Genomic DNA, 18,989 nt, shown 5'->3' with positions numbered 1-18,989 from the left:
TGATAAACATAATGCTCCAATTATAAATGTTTTTTCAAAATGAATCCTCTTTAAAACGTGTATGTAACTTTAATCTAATTAAAAACAAAGGTTTTATTCGAGTTTGGAAAGAAAGGAATAGCAATCAACCGTTGCTATTCATCCAGCTTCTACTATATAATAGCTATAGTCTACAATAATTGAGTCGTAATATGCGATTTTTTAAGACAATCGGTGAGAAAACGCTGAAATAAGCGGTATTAGTAGGAGGACACAAATGATTACAGTAAGTAACGTTAGTTTGCGTTTCGCGGATCGCAAATTATTTGAAGATGTTAACATAAAATTCACGCCAGGTAACTGCTACGGTTTAATCGGAGCAAACGGTGCTGGTAAATCTACATTCCTAAAGATTTTATCTGGAGAAATTGAACCATCAACAGGTGACATACATATTACGCCAGGTGAGCGTCTAGCAGTATTAAAACAGAACCACTTCGAATATGAAGAGTTCCCAGTATTAGAAACAGTAATTATGGGTCACACGCAACTTTACAAAGTAATGCAAGAGAAAAATGCTATTTACATGAAAGAAGACTTTAGTGATGAAGATGGAATGCGCGCTGCTGAACTTGAAGGTGAGTTCGCTGAGCTTAACGGTTGGGAAGCTGAGTCAGAAGCTGCAATTCTTCTTAAAGGTTTAGGTATTGGTGAAGATCTTCATGATAAGAAATTGTCAGAATTAACTGGGGCAGAGAAAGTAAAAGTATTACTTGCTCAAGCTTTATTCGGTCAACCTGACATTCTATTATTAGATGAGCCTACCAACCACTTGGACTTAAAAGCGATTCAATGGTTAGAAAACTTCTTAATGAACTTTGAAAACACAGTTATCGTAGTATCCCATGACCGTCACTTCTTAAATAAAGTATGTACGCACATGGCTGACCTTGATTTCGGTAAAATTCAACTTTATGTTGGTAACTATGACTTCTGGTATGAGTCAAGCCAATTAGCTTTAAAATTAACACAAGATGCTAATAAGAAAAAAGAAGAGAAAGTAAAAGAGTTACAAAACTTCATTGCACGCTTTAGTTCAAACGCTTCTAAAGCGAAACAAGCAACTTCTCGTAAAAAATTATTAGACAAAATTACATTAGATGATATTAGACCGTCATCACGTCGTTACCCATTCGTTGGCTTCACACCTGAGCGTGAAGTAGGAAATGACTTATTAACTGTTGAAGGTCTTTCTAAAACAATTGATGGTGAAAAAGTGTTAGATAATGTGTACTTCACTTTAAATAAAGGTGATAAAGTTGCATTTATCGGCCGTAACGATATTGCGATGACAACATTATTTAAAATTCTTATGGGTGAAATGGAGCCGGATAGCGGTTCATTCAAATGGGGTGTTACAACCTCTCAATCTTACTTCCCAAGAGATAACTCTAAGTACTTTGAGAACAGTGATTACAACTTAGTTGAATGGTTACGTCAATTCTCTCCACAAGATGAGTCTGAAAGCTTCTTACGTGGTTTCTTAGGCCGTATGTTATTCTCAGGTGAAGAAGTTAAGAAGAACGTTTCTGTATTATCTGGAGGCGAAAAAGTTCGTTGTATGTTATCTAAAATGATGTTAAGTGGTGCGAACGTAATCACACTTGACGATCCAACGAACCACTTAGACCTTGAGTCAATCACAGCATTAAATAACGGTTTAATTGCATTCAAAGGTACAATCTTATTCACATCTCATGACCATCAGTTCGTGCAAACAATTGCAAACCGCATTATCGAAGTAACACCAAACGGTGTAATCGATAAAGAGGCTACTTATGATGAGTTCTTAGAAAATGAGGAACTTCAAAAACAAGTAGATGCAATGTACAAAGGTCAATAATATATAATGAAAAAACTCGCTCTTTTTAGAGCGAGTTTTTTTGTCGAGAAAACGTAACATCGCTGGTCGGTCAAATGAATAATTATTCAAATATAATATTAATGAACAGGAGAATTTTTTCATGTATGAAGGGATGTAATGACTTTAAGATTTAAAGAGTTAGTTGAAGAAGGGAAATGTAAGTGGAGTAATATAATCAAATCGTATTATTTTGTCATGTGAAATATGTACCAAATTTGGAGATAGAATAGTTTGCGAATGAGTTTATAAAGGTATATAGTATGGGGTGTCATAATTAGTGGATGAATCTTGGGAGAAAACAGGAAATGTTACAAATTTATTTTGTTAAATAGAAACCAAGGTCAAAATGTCTAGAAAGAAATAGTTGAATAAATACTAGCTTCAAATTATAATTACTAATATTCTTCATATAGTTAAATAAAGATAATCTATTTGAAGAAGAAAATTTGAATAGAGAGACAGACTTATAAAAAAATAAGCCTTGGATGATCAAAAGAGGTGGAGAAATGAAACAGTTCTTATTAAAGAGCAAAAGTGTGTTAAGCAATCATTTTGGATTCTTTCTGTTTGCCGTTATTTTATTGTGGCTCAAAACATATGCAGCTTATGTAACGGAATTCAATTTAGGAATTTCAAACACAATTCAAAAATTCTTGCTGTTTTTTAACCCGCTTAGTTCAGCAGTTCTATTTTTAGGACTTGCATTATTTGCAAAAGGGAAACGATCTTATATTTGGTTAATTATCATTAATTTGTTATTGTCGATTCTTTTATACGCAAACGTAGTATACTATCGCTTTTTCAGTGACTTTATTACGTTCCCGACATTAACACAAACGAATAACTTTGGAGATTTAGGTGGTAGTATTCTTGCGTTGCTACATCTTTATGATCCATTATACTTCTTAGACACGATTATATTAATTGTGTTAGTCGCAACAAAATTTGCAAATCCAAAACCAATTCGTGTTGCGAAGCATAAATTATCTCTAGTATTTGTAGCAGGTATTTTATTATTCAGTGTTAACTTAGGTCTTGCAGAGTCTGACCGTCCTGAATTATTAACAAGAACGTTTGACCGTAATTATATTGTGAAATATTTAGGTGCATACAACTACACAATTTATGATGGAATTCAAAGTGCGAAAGCATCGACAGAACGAGCATTAGCTGATGGTGATAATATGACAGAAGTACGAAATTATTTAACATCAACTTATGCAAGTCCAAATCCTGAGTATTTCGGTAAAGGAAAGGGAATGAACGTAATTTACATTCATTTAGAGTCATTCCAAAACTTCTTAATTGATTACAAATTAAATGGTCAAGAAGTTACACCGTTCTTAAACTCATTTACAAAAGATGCGAATACACTTTATTTTGATAACTTCTTCCATCAAACAGGACAAGGGAAAACATCTGATGCGGAGTTTATGTTAGAGAATTCAATGTTTGGTTTACCGCAAGGTTCTGTCTTTACAACGAAATCTCATAATACGTATCAATCAGCACCAGCTATTTTAGGACAACAAGGATACACATCAGCAGTATTCCACGGTAACTACAAAACATTCTGGAACCGTGACGATATTTATAAATCATTTGGTTTTAATAAATTCTTTGATGCGTCATACTACGATATGAATGAAAAAGACGTAGTAAACTACGGGTTAAAAGATAAACCGTTCTTTAATGAATCTATTCCGTTATTACAAACGTTGAAACAACCGTTCTATACGAAGTTTATTACGTTATCGAACCATTTCCCTTATCCAATCGATAAGGCAGAAGCAACGATTGAACCAGCAACAACAGGTGATTCATCAGTAGATACGTACTTCCAAACAGCACGCTATTTAGATGAATCTGTAAAAGGCTTCATCGATTACTTGAAACAATCTGGTTTATATGATAACTCAATTATTGTTATGTACGGAGACCATTACGGTATTTCAGATAATCATAACGCAGCAATGTCAAAAGTAATGGGTAAAGAAATGAACTCATTTGAAAATGCACAGTTACAACGTGTACCATTAATCGTTCGTGTACCAGGAGTGAAAGGTGGCGTACAACATCAATACGGTGGTGAAATTGACGTTCTTCCAACGCTATTACACTTACTAGGTACAGATACAAAGAATTATGTTCAATTCGGTTCTGATTTATTATCACCAGATCATAAACAAGTCGTTGCGTTCCGTAACGGTAACTACGTAAGCCCAACAGTTACTGCACTAAACGGCAAATACTATGATACAACTACTGGAAAACCTGTAGAATTTACAGATGAAATAAAGAAAAATGAACAAATGGTTCAAAACTCACTAAAATACTCTGACCAAGTCGTGAATGGTGACTTATTACGATTCTACACACCGGAAGGATTCACTCCAGTAGATCGTTCGAAGTATAACTATAACAACCGCGATAAAAACAAAACGAAGGTAAAAACGACTCCGGAAGGGGAAGCTAAATAAATAATAAAAGGCGCTATTCATATGAATAGCGCCTTTTATTTGTAAATATACCATCATTATGAGACAGAACCAGCTGTTGCTTTTTGTTTAGCCTTTCCGAAGAAAACTACACCGATGATGATAATAATGATAAATGCCCATTTAACGAAAGGGTTACTTTCGAAAAATCCAGCGAACCATTTCTCATCTACAATCATTTTCGCGGCAGTATAAGCTAAAACGGCTGCTCCAATCGTAATGATGACAGGAAAACGATCTACCCATTTTAAAATCAATGTACTGCCCCATACGACTACTGGAATAGACACTAATAATCCGATGATTACTAAAGAAAAGTTACCATGGGCAGCTCCTGCAACAGCGAGTACATTATCGATGCCCATTAACGCATCAGCAATAATAATGGTTTTAATAGCAGACCAAAATCCTTCTTCGGCCTTAATATCATGATCTTTGCCTTCAGCAATTAATTTATAAGCAATCCATATAAGGAGTACACCACCAATTAGAAGTAGCCCTGGTATTTTTAACAACCAAACAACAACTAAGGTAGCGAGGGCTCTAATCGCGATTGCCCCGATAGTTCCCCATATAATAACTTTCTTTTGCTGATCTTTCGGTAATCTTCTTGCTGCTAATCCAATTACAATGGCATTATCACCGGCTAACACTAAATCAATTACAATGATGGCAAGTAGGGCGGACAAATATTCGGCTGAAAGAAAATCCATATACACATCACTCCTTAAGAGTAATATGTGCTAAAGTGTTGATAATATAAAAAATAGGATTGAATTTGTATATTCAATCCATAATTTCTTACTGTATTTTGATATATGTTTTAATTTCGTATAAGTCGCTTTTGTATTCTTTTTTGTTTATCGTTTCGCTTTCTTAATTTTCGATTCATCTTTTTAATGCGGTTTTCTTTTCTATTATCCCAGTTATCACTTCGGATTTTACTAATAGACTTATCTGTCTTAGCACGAAAACGTCTTACTTTTTTCACGAAGGAAAGGGGTATTTTGCCGATAACACCTTGTTTTTCTAACGAATCCTCTTTACCTAGACACCAATCAGGATGAGATAATAAATAGTCAAAATCAAATATTATCCCGTATTCTTTATCCATATATGTATACCATTCATCTAAAGTACACTTATTTTTTGTATGTAAATATGTTGATCCATCAGTCATAGCACAGCACCAATAGTCAAAATAGCTCCATAGTACCCATTCTTTCGGTACATCTAGTGTTAAAATTACCATTTTTGAATTTGTTCTACCCCAAGCTTTATGATTTCGATTTGGGTAATTATTTGCTTCCCAGACCCAAATAGGATAGTTACCTTCGTAATGAGGCAATCTTGTTTTAGCGACGCGCACCATCCAGTCATATGAATATACATCGTCTGGATCGATGAATTCTTTATTACCTTCTAAATAACCAAGTTTCTTAAATTGTTTCCATGCTTCTTCAGTTTGTACTGTATATACGATCATATGACACCTACTTATTTAAACTAAATTATAGTATAACATGTGATTTTGAATTTTTATTGATATTAGAGAAGGGGGAGTTTGAGTCGAATATACGAGGAGTAATTCCCAAAATGATAAAAAGACTTGATTCCCAGCTAAAGGAAATCAAGTCTTTTCATTACATACGATTATCATGCCAGAAGTTTAATGGGAAGTGTTCGTTCTCATTATATGCTTCTAATTCATATCCTTTTTCTTTCAGTCCTTTAATAATTCCAGGAACTGCTTTTACTGATTGTGGATGAATATCATGCATAAGGATAACTTCTGTTGGATTTGTAGCACCATGTAACACGTTTTCTACAATTTTAGCAGATGCAGCATCAACTTGCATTTTGTTATATTTCCAGTCTAAAGAATCAATTGTCCAATCCCAAACTTTTAAGCCATTTTCTACAACTTTGTTGCGAAGAGCTTCGTTTAATCCTGGCATAGAGCCGTAAGATGGACGAGTTAATACTGGTGATTTACCTAAAACACCAGCGATTAAGCCTTGGTCTTCCTTCATTTCATCTACGTAATGACCTTCAGTGTAAAGTTTCTTGTAGTTATGAGTCATACTGTGCATCCCAACGTAGTGACCTTCAGCATCTTCGCGTTTTACAAGATCAGGGAAAGCTTTTACGTTTGAACCAATTAGGAAGAATGTTGCTTTTGCATTTTCTTTCTTTAACATATCTAAAAGCTCAGCTGTGTATTTTCCAGGACCGTCATCAAATGTTAAATAAGCGACTTTTCTAACTTGCCCGTTATAATGTTTTGGAGCTTCTTTCGGAGCAAGAGATGTTTGAATCTCACTTACAAGTTGAACAGATTTTGCTTCATCCTCTGTACTAGCTAGAGCAGTATGTACTGATCCAAAAGCCACTTCGTATGTGAATAATACCCCCGCACAAACTAACATAGCCCTTTTTACTAAAGTTGTCATTCGAATTCCATTGTGCATAATTTTCCTTCTCTCTATAAAAGTTCTACTCTACTATATTAGCAATTATAGGTAGGGAAATGCAAAAAAACTTTTTTACAAGTGTAAAAAAGTTTACTCAAAAGTATGCAAGATTTTATATCAATTGCAGTTTTGAAAAATAGGATGAATTTAAACTTTATTATTTAAACTTTCAATCACCAAATCATACTTTCGTATCATTTCATTTTCGTTCCAATTATTGATTCGAATATTTTTGTTTTTTATTAAAATATTGGTAAAGAAACAATTACATGAAAAAAGGAGTGGGAATATGGATAATTATATTTGCACTACATGTGGAGTACAGTATCCCGAAAATGAAGAAGCACCTTCTCGCTGTAAAATTTGTAATGAGGAAAGACAATATGTTAATCCAATTGGGCAGTCATGGACAACATTAGAAACGATGCAAAATAGCAATTTATACAAAAACGAAATAATAAAAGAAGAAAGCGGTTTGTATAGCATTACTACTAAACTTAAATTTGCGATTGGACAAACAGCATTTTTAATACAAAGTAAAACTCTAAATGTTATGTGGGATTGCATTAGTTATTTAGATGATAAAACGATACAACGTATATATGATTTAGGTGGTATTCAAGCAATAGCACTTTCTCATCCACATTATTACTCTACACAAGTTAAATGGGCGGAAACATTCAATGTACCTATTTATATTCATGAAGATGATAAAGAGTGGGTGGTTCGTCCGAGTAAGCAAATTAAATTTTGGTCTGGGGAGCATCTGATATTATCGGAAGAACTTACATTGCATCGCTTAGGAGGCCATTTTAAGGGTGGAACAGTTATACATTGGAAAGACGGTAATGAAGGGAAAGGTATTTTGTTATCAGGTGATATTATACAAGTAGTTTCGGATCGGAAATGGGTAAGTTTTATGTATAGTTATCCCAATCTCATTCCATTACCAGCGAATAAAGTTAGAGATATGGCAGAGAAGGTAAAAGATATCCAATTTAGTCGACTATATAATGCATTTCATGGTGTGGTGGAAGATGCGAATAAAGCTGTACAAAGATCTGCTGATCGGTATATAAAGGCCCTGCAAGGAGAACTATTTCATACGTAATAGCTTGTAATTCATCTCTATATTTATATAACTAATTTTATATGAATTTTATACTAAAGTCCTATTGTTTATTAACTAATAGGTCTTTCAACTTAGGAAGTTCACACTAATGAGGGATGTTAAAGGGAATATATGTAACCTATACTAATTACTATAAAGCTTTGGAAAATGAAAAGGAGGAGATTTGCATGAAGAATTGGGTTCAATTTAGAATTGCAAGACCAACAGATAAATTTGAAGAAGTGATAAGTTTTTATGAAACAGGATTAGGTTTAAAACGTATAGGGGAATTTCACAATCATGAAGGATATGATGGGGTTATGTTTGGCTTACCAGATGAAGAGTATCATTTGGAGTTTACTACACATGTTAATGGAAGTCCATGTCCGGCACCGACAAAAGATAATTTACTAGTTTTTTATATGCCTATTAAAGATGAAATTGAAAAGATAGTGAATCGATTAAGTAATATGGGCTATCATGAGGTAGAACCTGAAAACCCGTATTGGATAGAGAAAGGAACCACAATAGAGGATCCAGACGGTTGGAGAATTGTGCTTATGAATGCATCTGAATAAGAAAACTATTTTCATATGAAATAGAGTGTAACAAAATGATTTAGACATAAATCCCTACAGTGTTTGTAGGGATTTTTATATAAGAAATTTTTATTGAGAGAGTTATTAAAATGTAGAAAGTATTTTGGCTAAGAACAAATGTAGTAAACATAATTTATGAAGGAGGTATAAAAGTATGATAGTAAACCATTTTGAAGCGTTTTCTAAACATGTTGGAAATACACCGCTCGTGAAATTAGAATGCAAAGAAACGAAGGATCTTTCTATCTATGCTAAATGTGAATGGCATAACCCTACAGGATCGATTAAGGATAGGGCAGCACTTGGAATGATTAATAAATATTTACAAGAAGCGGACAAAAAACAAAATATTTTAGAGTATAGTGGTGGAAGCTTAGCGAGGTCAATTGGGTGTATTTGTAATTATTTAGGGATTCAATGCACGTTAGTTTTAAGTTCTGGAACCGATAAATCTCTATTAAATGAACTTGATCGTTATGGTGCTAACGTAATCTTAGTTGATAAATGTAAAGGGTTCTACGCAGTAATTGAGAAAACAATAGAGATTAGCAAACAAAAGCCAGAATTATATTTTTTATTCCAACATTATAATAATGCAAATCTAGTAAGTCATATAGAAGGTACAGGGCGAGAAATTATTGCACAAATGATTGGAAAACCAATACATGCATGGGTAGCATCTGCTGGTACTGGTGGAACTCTAATGGGAGTCTATACAGCAATAAAGAATTATACAAAAAATGTTGAACTACATTTAGTAATGCCTGCTGAATTGCCTTATGGTTCGGAACAACCACCAAATGATTTAAAGAAATATGCTGGATCAGGTGGGTTCGGCTTAGGAAGGAAACAACATTTCATAGAACAGGAAGAAAATTTGATAGAAAAACAATGGACTTATTCATATGAAGATACCCTGTATGAAATGGCACGTTTTTACAAAGATACTGGTATAAAAATAGGAACTTCTGCGGCAGCGAATTTATTAGCAGCTAAACAAATTGGGAAAGAAAAAGGTGCGAATTTTAATGTAGTTACAGTTTTTCCGGACGCAGGGTCAATAGAAGAGTGGTCAGATGTAAAAAATTCAGTTGAAAAAATAGGTGATTGAGAGGACCATTAAAAGTTCTTTCGTAGTTTATATCTTATTCTACGCAAAATTGATACCATCAAAAAACTGTATGTTTAACATGTACAGTTTTTTGATGGTATAGCTGTGCAATGTTTAGAAATTTCACATACCGTATTTTAAAAATATATATAGGAAAAACAAAAAGTGATGTAGAATATATCGTACATACATATATACAGTCAACATAAAAGATAAAGAGGTGGGTATATGTTACTTGAGGAAGTAATGCAGCAACTAGAGGAATATGGAACAGAACAAAATCGAAAAACGTATAAAAACCACGGAGCGAAAGAGCCGTTATTTGGAGTTAGTTTTGCGAATTTAAAATTGTTAAAAAAGAAGATAAAAAAAGATCACGATTTAGCAGTTGAATTGTGGGAAACGAAAAATATGGACGCAATGACATTAGCAACTTATATTTTAGACCCGAAAAAAATAACGACAGAACAGCTTAATAGTTGGATTCAGGATGTTGATTATTACTGTTTAATGGATGTTCTGATGACATCTATATGTACTTCGCCAATTGCAATAGAAAGAATGGAAGAGTGGACAAAGTCTAATGATGAATGGATTGGAAGAGCTGGCTGGTCTTTATTAGCAAATATAGCGATTAAAAATAAAACGCTACATGATGATTTCTTCTCTCCGTACTTAGAAGAGATTAAAGAAAATATACATAATGAAAAAAATAGAAAAAAAGAAGCGATGAATAGTGCTTTAATCGCAATAGGAATTCGTAATGAAGACTTAGAGCGACAAGCGATTGAAATTGCAAGTGAAATTGGAAAAATAGAGGTTGATCATGGTGCAACATCATGTAAAACACCAGATGCAGAAAGCTATATAAAAAAAGCGAGAGAAAGAGCTGAAAAAAAGAAAGTGAAATAAGAAAAGAGGATCGGTTATGAAACCAATTGAAGCAGCACAAAACATAATTACATTACAATTTCCGAATTGTGATGTAGCTTTACTCGGCGGAAGCGTTGCACGAGGAGAAGCGACGAAAACATCTGACCTTGACATTGTAATAGTCGATCAAAGTTTAACTTCTTGTTATAGAGAATCTTTCTATAGTAATGGATGGCCTGTTGAGGTGTTTGTTCATAATTTCGAAACATATAAAACCTTTTTCAAAATGGATTGTGATCGAGGGAGGCCGTCGTTACCACAATTAGTTTCAGAAGGGATTGCCTTAAAAGGGGAACAGGAAATTGTTGAGAAATTAAAAAAAGAAGCGAATGATTTACTACATAAAGGACCAGCTAAATGGACCGAAGAAACGATTAAGCAGAAGCGATATTTTATTACGGATACTTTAGATGACTTTATTGGTGCAACAAAAAGAGAAGAAGAATTGTTTATCGCTAATTTATTAGCCGATTTAGTACATGAATATGTATTAAGAGTAAATGGTAAGTGGCTTGGGAGTTCAAAATGGTTTATTAGAGTGCTAAAAAGATATGATGAGCAATATGCAAACAAATTTGTAGCCGCTTTTGATCATTTTTATAAAACGGGAGGGAAAAATGAATTAATTCATTTTATAGAAAAGACGTTAGAACAGTATGGTGGAAGAGTGTTCGAAGGATTTTCTATTGGTAAATAAAGAGAGGAGAAAAAAATGAATGTACCATATGTTCAATTAAGAGAATTGACACTAGATGATGTAGAAGATCGCTATCAATGGTCATTAGATAGAGATGTAACAAAGCATTTAGTTTTACCAGATCAATATCCTCCGTTCACTCGTGGAGATACGAGAAACTGGATTGAAGCTTGTATAAGCCGAAAAAATGGTTATGAACAAAGGGCAATCGTTACTGAGACAGGTATACATATTGGATGGGTAGACCTTAAAAATTTTGATAAAACAAATAAAAATGCTGAACTAGGAATTGCGATTGGAAATAAAGACTATTGGGGTAAAGGATTTGGAATGGCAGCTCTAAACAGCATGTTACAAATAGGTTTTTCTCAGTTTGAATTGGAGAAAATTTGGTTACGTGTAGATGAAGATAATACAAAAGCTAAAAAGAGTTATGAAAGTGCCGGATTTGTATGCGAAGGGTTAATGAGAAATGATCGATTGAGACAGGGAAAGTTCATTCATCGCTATCGTTACAGTATATTAAAAGAAGAGTATGAATCAAAAAAATAATAACCTATAAAAATATTATGTAAATTAAAAAGGGGAAAATAAAATGATTCGATTACTTACAAAAGCGGATGCAAAAAAATATTGGGAGTTGCGTTTACAAGCACTACAAGTAAATCCAGAAGCATTTATAACGACTTATGAAGAAGCAGTACGTCAAGAAAACCCTCTTGAACGAGTTGCTAGTAATCTTTCATCCAACAGTAGTTTTACATTTGGTGCTTTTAATAATGAAAATCGTTTAGTTGGGGTTGTTACTTTATTAACAGAAGAAAAAGACGCATATAAGCATAAAGGACATATCGTTGCAATGTATGTAGATACTGAAAATCGAAGAAGTGGTCTTGCACGTGATTTAATACGTAAAGCAATTGAAAGGGCAAAAGAGATGAAGCTAGAGCAATTGAATTTAGGGGTTGTGTCAACGAACGAACCAGCCAAACGATTATATGAATCAATGGGATTTAAAACATACGGAATTGAAAAAAGGGCTATAAAAATGAATGGTGTGTATAGTGATGATGAACATATGGTGTTGTTCTTTTAAGAGAGGAAGTTTTGTATGAAAGATCTCCATTTAGAAAGAAAAATGGACCCTCAAGTAGCGATTTTGTATGCGACGGTTGCTGATACGTTTAATAGATTGCAAAGGTTAGTCGAAGGTACTGAAGAGAACGAACTATCCTATAAAGGGTCTGAAAATAATGAAAATAGTATTGGGCAGTTACTTCAGCATTTAGCAGTTGTTGATTTACATTGGGTGTATCGTTTCAAGGGAGAAGATGTTCCGCCAGCATTTGAAAATAAATATGGTCCTATGTTAAATGAAGTAGGAGAATTACCAAGTTTAAGAAAAAACACATTGCAAGAGTTAATGCAAGATTATGAAGCAGTGCAAAAATTGTTTTATGAAGAATGTATGAAACTAACAGAAACTGATTTAACGCGGGAAGTTTTGTATGAAAAAGGCGAAACTGCGACAATAAGATGGGGAATATGGCATATAGCAGATCATAATCGGTATCATCAAGCTCATATAAGTCGATTGAGGAAATTATACAGAGAATATAAACTACATATTCTTTAATTTTTGAATGAACGAACGCCCCTAAATAATAATTAAAGGAGGCGTTTGTTTTTATTCGTTCGCTTTTCTTCCCAAGCTATCATTAAATTTTTATGATAATCTTTTGGTTTCTCAATAGAAAACCAGTAAATTGAATGTGCAATAGTTGGTAGCCATCTTTTATAGCGGATGCGTATATTTTCATGGTGAGTATAGTGGGTCGAGATTAAAGTAGATTTTGACCCTTGAAAATTTTGATATGTAATGGCCTCGATTTCATACCAATGCACTTTATTCCCATGTAAATCTACTACAATTCCTTCATCATCCTAAAGTGAAATGTAAGTTTGAATGTAGATTTTTCATCGCGTATACTAAAATATAGGTCATAGAGATAAAAAATTAAATACAAGGGGTTTTACAATGAAAGCAATTGTTATAGGAATACTGGCATCATTTTTCTTTGCCTTTACTTTTGTTTTGAACAGGGCAATGGACTTAGAAGGTGGAAGCTGGATTTGGAGTGCATCATTACGGTATTATTTTATGGTTCCAATGCTATTACTTATTGTTATGTATAGAGGGAACTTAAAGCAACTCTTTCAATATATGAAAAACAATCCGAAAGAATGGTTAGTGTGGAGTATCGTTGGATTTGGTCTCTTTTATGCACCGCTTAGTTTTGCTGGAGCGTTCGGACCAGGTTGGCTCGTTGCATCAACATGGCAAATTACAATCGTTGCAGGGATTTTGTTAACACCATTTTTTGCGGTGGATCCACTACATAAAAAACTTCCGATGAAGGAATTAGTAATGTCGGGCATTATTTTATTCGGTGTCGTTCTCATGCAAGTAGAACATGCTTCTTCATTAGGTATTCGTGAAACCGTTTTATGTGTAGTTCCTGTACTTATTGCAGCATTTGCGTATCCTCTTGGAAATAGAAAAATGATGCAAGTTTGTAAAGGGGAATTAGATGTATTTCAGCGAGTACTCGGTATGACATTAGCAAGTTTACCATTTTGGTTTTTATTATCTGGTTACGAAGTATCAACAGGCGGATTACCGTCAAGTAGCCAAGTTTTTCAATGTTTTATTGTAGCAGTTAGCTCTGGGTTAATCGCGACAGTATTATTTTTCTTTGCAACAGATCTTGTGAAAGATGATCCGCAAAAATTAGCAACAGTGGAAGCGACGCAGTCTGGTGAAGTTTTATTTGCGCTAGTAGGAGAGTTGATTTGGTTATCTGCACCAATTCCATCATCATTATCTTGGATTGGTATGAGTCTCGTTATTATTGGAATGATACTTCATAGTTATGTGGCTGTCGTTGTAAAAAAAGAAGAAAAAATAACGGCGTAATGAGATTAGCTCTTTTTATTAAGAGCTAGTCTTTTTTCATAGAAAGGGATGAAAGTATGAATTTACAGTGTGTTAAACAAATTGAGAAAGATTCAATATTAAATGTGCTACAATATGCCGTCGGTCCAAATGAAATAAGCTTAAAGAAAGCAGTAATATTTTATCAAAGTAATAAAGGGACTTTGTACAAATATGAAGAAAAAGCTTGTCTAGGTATTGAAATAATCGGAGAAACTAAAGCACGCATATGTCATATAGCAGTGGCTCCAGATTATCGTCAAAAAGGAATTGCACTGCAAATGATTAAAGAAGTGGTAAGGATATATCAATTGACTTATATAGAAGCGGAGACAGACGATGGGGCGGTAGAATTTTATAAAAGAATTGGTTTTCAAGTTAAAAGTTTAGGAGAAAAATATCCAGGGATAGAAAGACTTCATTGTTACATGGAAAAATAGTATAAAAATATGTATATGGAGTATAGTTTGAAAAAATAGGATTTACATTTTTCTTCATTTCAAAAAAACTCTCGCTCATCATTATCTACGATTTTAATAGAGTTTTGAGGCTTCAGTATAATAATATACATATTTTTGTAGTAATGAATATGATTAAGTTAAAAATTGAGAAAAATATGATAATATATTTATATAAAAGTTTAAATTTACGTGGCTAGTGGGGGAACCAATATGAAAATGAATGAAATAGTAGCAAGTACACAATTTCCAAATACAATCGAAACAATAACAAAAGATTTAAAAGCATTAGGAGTCGAAAAAGGAATGACAATTATCGTTCATTCATCACTAAGTTCTATCGGGTGGATATCTGGTGGTGCCGTTGCTGTAGTAGAAGCATTAATGAAAGTTGTTACGGAAGAAGGAACGATAATAATGCCAACGCAATCTTCGGATTTGTCCGATCCGAAACATTGGTCAAGACCACCTGTACCGGAAGACTGGTGGCAAATTATCCGAGATAACGTCCCAGCATTTGATTCACGTATAACCCCAACAAGGGGAATGGGTGAAATAGTTGAATGTTTTCGTACATATCCGAATGTAGTACGTAGTAATCATCCGTTAGGAAGTTTTGCTGCATGGGGAAAACATGCAGTAGAAATAACAATGAACCATTCGTTATCAATGAGCTTTGGAGAAGAATCTCCATTAAGAAAAATATATGATTTAGACGGGTACGTATTATTAATTGGTGTTGGATATGATTCCAATACGTCTGTTCATTTATCCGAGGTGCGTTCTGGTGCATGTGAGTTAATACAAGTAGGAGCACCTATTATAGAAAACGGTGAAAGAGTGTGGAAAGAGTTTGTTGAAATGGATTACGAATCTGAGAAGTTTGTAGAAATTGGTGTGGAGTTTGAGCGAGAAGGAACTGTAAAAAATGGGAAGATAGGGAATGCAACGTGTCGTCTAATGAAACAGCGTGATATAGTTGACTTTGGAACAGAATGGTTTCGTAAGAAAAATTAGTAAGGGATGGTTACAATGAAGGGGAAAAAGGTATTAATTACGAGCGGTGGTTGTCTAGAAAAATGGGATCAAGTACGCGGGCATACGAATATGGCCAAAGGTACAATCGGAAGGATAATCGCAGAAGAACTTCTAGCTAAAGGGGCACATGTTATATATTTACACGGTTATTTTGCGGAGAAACCGAGTGATGTACATAGAGGGTTAGAATTACATCCATTTGAAGGAATCGTTGATTTACAAGATAAAATGAAAAGTATCATATCACATGAAAAGGTTGATGCAGTCATTATGGCAGCGGCTGGATCAGATTGGATTGTAGAGAAAATTTGTGATCAAGATGGTAATGTTCTTAATATGAACGGAAAAATTTCAAGTGATATAGCACCGATTATTCACTTTCAAAAGGCTCCAAAGGTATTAAAACAAATAAAAGAATGGGACCCAGAAACAGTACTTGTTGGTTTTAAACTTGAAAGTGATTTAAATGAAGAAGAACTGTTTGAAAGAGCAAAAAATAGAATGAAAGAAGCAAGGGCGAATGTAATGATTGCGAATTCACCACATTCTTTATATTCGCGCGGGGCTGTGCATTATGTAATTGGACAGGATGGTAAAGGAAAGTTGTGTAATGGGAAAGATGAAACAGCGAAAGAAATTGTCAAAAGCTTAGAGGTATTATGTAATCGTGTCACTGCTTTTTAAAATTAAGTTTTTAGATGAGAATGAATCCGCATAGTAATAAGTAAGCGAAACTTTAATTGGTGGGAATTTTACTTTTACACGAATGTGAAGCGTATACCAATCAAGAGCTATACACAGAATAATTGGTGAGGAGTGGATTCTATGGAACATTTATTAAAGCAAGCTATTAAACTTAGAAATGAAAAGAAATATGCGCAGTCTAAAGAGATGCTTATAGGATTAACAAACTTTACAAAGGATGCAGAAGTACTGTATCAGTGTGCGTGGATACATGATGTAATGGGGCTAGAAACAGAAGCAGTTCCGTATTATGAGCAGGCAATCGCAAATGGACTTGATGGCGAATCGCTTTGCGGTGCTTATATTGGTTTAGGAAGTACATATCGTTGTATAGGGGAATATGAAAAGGCAATTACAGTATTAGAAGCTGGGGTGAAAAAATTTCCAGAGAACGCTCCGATGAAAGTATTTTTATCATTAGCAAAATATAACGTAAACGATCACGAATCAGCGATGAAATTATTACTTGAAACTGTCGTGAAAGTAGAGGAAGTAAAAGAATTTGAACGTGCCATTTCATTTTATAAAGACCATTTAAATGAGGTTTTTAAATAAAGGAGTGAACGTATGAAGGTTACACTATCACGAAGGCGAAAAGGTATTTGGATTGGACTCGTCTCTTTAATTATGCTATCAAACTATTTATTGTATGCCCTTCCAATTGTACCAGTTGCGCCGAAAGAAGTTGTGCTTGGGTCATTATTAGATTGCTTGTTTGTCATTCCAATCATCACATATTTCTTCATTATTCGAAAAAGATACTCGTTAACATATATAGTTCCTGTTGTAATAGCTGGTTATATTTTTGCAAGATTTATTATTCCAAGTGATTATTTACAAGCTTTTTCATTCATCTCTTATATTATTGCTGCGGCTGAAATTGCATTTGTAGGTCTAGAATTATTCCTTCTCTATAAAATTGTTAGAGTGCTTCCTAAAATAATAAAAAAATATAAAGAATATAGAAGAGAAAATTATTCCTTTTCTTATGCAATTGATGCAGCGTTTGACGCTACTATGAAAAGAGGTAAGTTAATAGATGTCATTCTAACAGAGTGTAAGTTAATCTATTATGCGTTTTTATCGTGGCGTGAAAAAGTACCAACAGGTAAATCTGTATACTCATATCATAAAAAGACTGGTGCTATAGGTGTGTATATCATGATTATTCACGCAACAGCAATTGAAAGCATTGGTTTTCATTATTTACTACATCAGTGGAATCCAGTAATAGCATGGATTTTACTTATTTTAAATGTATACGCGATGATTTATTTTATAGCTGAAATACAAGCGATGCGCAAAAATCCACTTGTCGTAACAGAAGAACAAGTAATCATTCAAATCGGATTAGGAAAGAAAATTGTTATGCCATTTACACAAATTGATAATATTGCGTTCTACAAGGGTGAATTGCTAACGGCAAAAGAAGGGAAGCAGGTATTGGATGCAACTGTTATGGAGTTCATAAAAGAACCTGCTACTTTTGAAATAACATTAAAAGAGCCAGTGAAAGCGCAGTTGTTATACGGCTTTTCTAAAACAGTAAGTCGTGTTTACTTAAATGTTGATGAAGAACGAAAATTTTATGATGCGGTTAAGGAAAAGTTAAAACATGAGTAATAGTACTGTTAGTTGCATGAAAACAAATGAGTTTCCGTTAGAAGTGAAAAAATATGAAACATGGATAGTGAAAAACTCTTTCTAAATAAGAAGGAGTTTTTATTATGTACTTGTATAAATCATTATATAAAAAACTATACACTTCTTTATCACTACATAAATAGATATAATTGAGGATAGAACTAGCATAAGGGGAAACAAAATAATGAATAAGTTACTTACATCGAAAATTGAAATTATAGAAAGAAAAATCCGGTATAACTCAACAATAGTAGATCACAATTGCTTATTACTTGAAAAGCAATCACAAAGTATCGTTTTATTTCACGAGGTGCAGTATTCATTTACAATGACTGCAAATGATACTAAGTTAACAATCCCAAAAGGGAGTTATACAATCGCATATTACTGGAGAGATCGTCCGTACAATTTATACGTATGGAGAGATATAAAAGGAAAGTATTTAGGTTCCTATTTTAATATCGTAAAAAACACACAAATAAAAGATGAAGTGGTTTCCTTTGAAGATTTAATCATCGATATTATGGTACTTCCAAATGGAGAATATTTCATATTGGATGAGGATGAATTACCAGAACCATTAGGAAATTTCGAAGGTGGTTATGTGAAGAAAGCTCTTTATGAATTAAAAGAAATCATTCAAAAAGAGCTTCCACCAATAGTTTTGGAGACAGCCAGGGTGCGGAGGAAATAAAATTTAATTACATAAATATTTTGAATGGAAATGAGTAGTCTCAAGTTATATGATCTAACTTTTTTGATAAATCTAAGGTTAGTAGCATAT

The 18,989-nt window shown here is 33.7% G+C and carries 19 protein-coding genes and 1 pseudogene; 17 read left to right on the top strand and 3 right to left on the bottom strand.

Features of this window, described 5'->3' with window-relative positions:
• Nucleotides 1-256 precede the first annotated feature (256 nt).
• Both ACTFR3_RS02200 and ACTFR3_RS02195 read left to right on the top strand, forming a co-directional pair.
• Nucleotides 257-1,882, top strand: a complete 1,626-nt coding sequence (locus tag ACTFR3_RS02200) for an ABC-F family ATP-binding cassette domain-containing protein (RefSeq protein ID WP_000633864.1) — start codon at nt 257-259, stop codon at nt 1,880-1,882.
• Nucleotides 1,883-2,409: 527 nt separating this feature from the next.
• Complete coding sequence (locus ACTFR3_RS02195) at nt 2,410-4,383, top strand: LTA synthase family protein (RefSeq protein ID WP_000808770.1); 1,974 nt, start codon at nt 2,410-2,412, stop codon at nt 4,381-4,383.
• Between the two features lie 56 nt (nt 4,384-4,439).
• On the opposite strand, the gene ACTFR3_RS02190 is transcribed toward ACTFR3_RS02195, so the two are convergent.
• The 3 genes from ACTFR3_RS02190 to ACTFR3_RS02180 form a co-directional block, all read right to left on the bottom strand.
• Nucleotides 4,440-5,114, bottom strand: a complete 675-nt coding sequence (locus ACTFR3_RS02190) for a TerC family protein (RefSeq protein WP_000346930.1) — start codon at nt 5,112-5,114, stop codon at nt 4,440-4,442.
• A 110-nt stretch (nt 5,115-5,224) separates the two neighbouring features.
• Nucleotides 5,225-5,887 (bottom strand): DUF3841 domain-containing protein, encoded by a 663-nt coding sequence (locus ACTFR3_RS02185; protein WP_000637704.1) that lies wholly within the window; start codon nt 5,885-5,887, stop codon nt 5,225-5,227.
• A 157-nt stretch (nt 5,888-6,044) separates the two neighbouring features.
• On the bottom strand, nt 6,045-6,872 hold the full coding sequence (locus ACTFR3_RS02180; protein WP_000551452.1) for a peptidoglycan-N-acetylglucosamine deacetylase: 828 nt from the start codon (nt 6,870-6,872) through the stop codon (nt 6,045-6,047).
• Nucleotides 6,873-7,164: 292 nt separating this feature from the next.
• On the opposite strand from ACTFR3_RS02180, the gene ACTFR3_RS02175 reads away from it, so the two are divergent.
• From ACTFR3_RS02175 to ACTFR3_RS02105, 15 genes and pseudogenes are all read left to right on the top strand, one after another.
• The gene (locus tag ACTFR3_RS02175) at nt 7,165-7,986 is read left to right on the top strand and encodes an MBL fold metallo-hydrolase (RefSeq protein ID WP_119683562.1); all 822 of its coding nucleotides are present in this window, start codon (nt 7,165-7,167) and stop codon (nt 7,984-7,986) included.
• Nucleotides 7,987-8,174: 188 nt separating this feature from the next.
• Complete coding sequence (locus ACTFR3_RS02170) at nt 8,175-8,564, top strand: VOC family protein (RefSeq protein WP_000800667.1); 390 nt, start codon at nt 8,175-8,177, stop codon at nt 8,562-8,564.
• Nucleotides 8,565-8,739: 175 nt separating this feature from the next.
• Nucleotides 8,740-9,696 carry a PLP-dependent cysteine synthase family protein gene (locus ACTFR3_RS02165; RefSeq protein ID WP_017656505.1) on the top strand — a complete coding sequence of 319 codons (957 nt, stop codon included), beginning with the start codon at nt 8,740-8,742 and terminating at the stop codon, nt 9,694-9,696.
• 228 nt (nt 9,697-9,924) lie between these two features.
• Nucleotides 9,925-10,608, top strand: a complete 684-nt coding sequence (locus ACTFR3_RS02160; protein ID WP_000923449.1) for a DNA alkylation repair protein — start codon at nt 9,925-9,927, stop codon at nt 10,606-10,608.
• 16 nt (nt 10,609-10,624) lie between these two features.
• Nucleotides 10,625-11,385, top strand: a pseudogene (locus tag ACTFR3_RS02155) (nucleotidyltransferase domain-containing protein).
• Nucleotides 11,342-11,878 carry a GNAT family N-acetyltransferase gene (locus ACTFR3_RS02150; RefSeq protein WP_001102491.1) on the top strand — a complete coding sequence of 179 codons (537 nt, stop codon included), beginning with the start codon at nt 11,342-11,344 and terminating at the stop codon, nt 11,876-11,878. The pseudogene ACTFR3_RS02155 and the gene ACTFR3_RS02150 overlap by 44 nt, the downstream one beginning before the upstream one ends.
• Before the next feature lie 43 nt (nt 11,879-11,921).
• Nucleotides 11,922-12,422 carry a GNAT family N-acetyltransferase gene (locus tag ACTFR3_RS02145; RefSeq protein ID WP_000620314.1) on the top strand — a complete coding sequence of 167 codons (501 nt, stop codon included), beginning with the start codon at nt 11,922-11,924 and terminating at the stop codon, nt 12,420-12,422.
• A 15-nt stretch (nt 12,423-12,437) separates the two neighbouring features.
• Nucleotides 12,438-12,962, top strand: coding sequence for a DinB family protein (locus tag ACTFR3_RS02140; protein WP_000653845.1), 525 nt, complete (start codon nt 12,438-12,440; stop codon nt 12,960-12,962).
• A gap of 402 nt (nt 12,963-13,364) precedes the next feature.
• Nucleotides 13,365-14,303 (top strand): DMT family transporter, encoded by a 939-nt coding sequence (locus tag ACTFR3_RS02135; protein ID WP_000644594.1) that lies wholly within the window; start codon nt 13,365-13,367, stop codon nt 14,301-14,303.
• A gap of 56 nt (nt 14,304-14,359) precedes the next feature.
• Nucleotides 14,360-14,761, top strand: a complete 402-nt coding sequence (locus ACTFR3_RS02130) for a GNAT family N-acetyltransferase (RefSeq protein WP_001053116.1) — start codon at nt 14,360-14,362, stop codon at nt 14,759-14,761.
• Nucleotides 14,762-14,992: 231 nt separating this feature from the next.
• On the top strand, nt 14,993-15,796 hold the full coding sequence (locus tag ACTFR3_RS02125; RefSeq protein ID WP_119683560.1) for an aminoglycoside N(3)-acetyltransferase: 804 nt from the start codon (nt 14,993-14,995) through the stop codon (nt 15,794-15,796).
• Between the two features lie 15 nt (nt 15,797-15,811).
• Nucleotides 15,812-16,501 (top strand): phosphopantothenoylcysteine decarboxylase domain-containing protein, encoded by a 690-nt coding sequence (locus ACTFR3_RS02120; protein WP_000676726.1) that lies wholly within the window; start codon nt 15,812-15,814, stop codon nt 16,499-16,501.
• Between the two features lie 141 nt (nt 16,502-16,642).
• Nucleotides 16,643-17,116 carry a tetratricopeptide repeat protein gene (locus ACTFR3_RS02115; RefSeq protein ID WP_000400636.1) on the top strand — a complete coding sequence of 158 codons (474 nt, stop codon included), beginning with the start codon at nt 16,643-16,645 and terminating at the stop codon, nt 17,114-17,116.
• A 12-nt stretch (nt 17,117-17,128) separates the two neighbouring features.
• On the top strand, nt 17,129-18,184 hold the full coding sequence (locus ACTFR3_RS02110) for a hypothetical protein (protein ID WP_119683559.1): 1,056 nt from the start codon (nt 17,129-17,131) through the stop codon (nt 18,182-18,184).
• Between the two features lie 205 nt (nt 18,185-18,389).
• Nucleotides 18,390-18,899: a DUF402 domain-containing protein gene (locus ACTFR3_RS02105; RefSeq protein WP_001037883.1), complete on the top strand. Its 510-nt coding sequence runs from the start codon at nt 18,390-18,392 to the stop codon at nt 18,897-18,899.
• Nucleotides 18,900-18,989 lie beyond the last annotated feature (90 nt).

Origin of the sequence: Bacillus cereus group sp. MYBK14-1 (assembly GCF_051916885.1) — a bacterium.
GTDB classification, from domain to species: Bacteria; Bacillota; Bacilli; order Bacillales; family Bacillaceae_G; genus Bacillus_A; species Bacillus_A cereus.
This window is presented reverse-complemented; position numbering and strand designations above follow the sequence as displayed.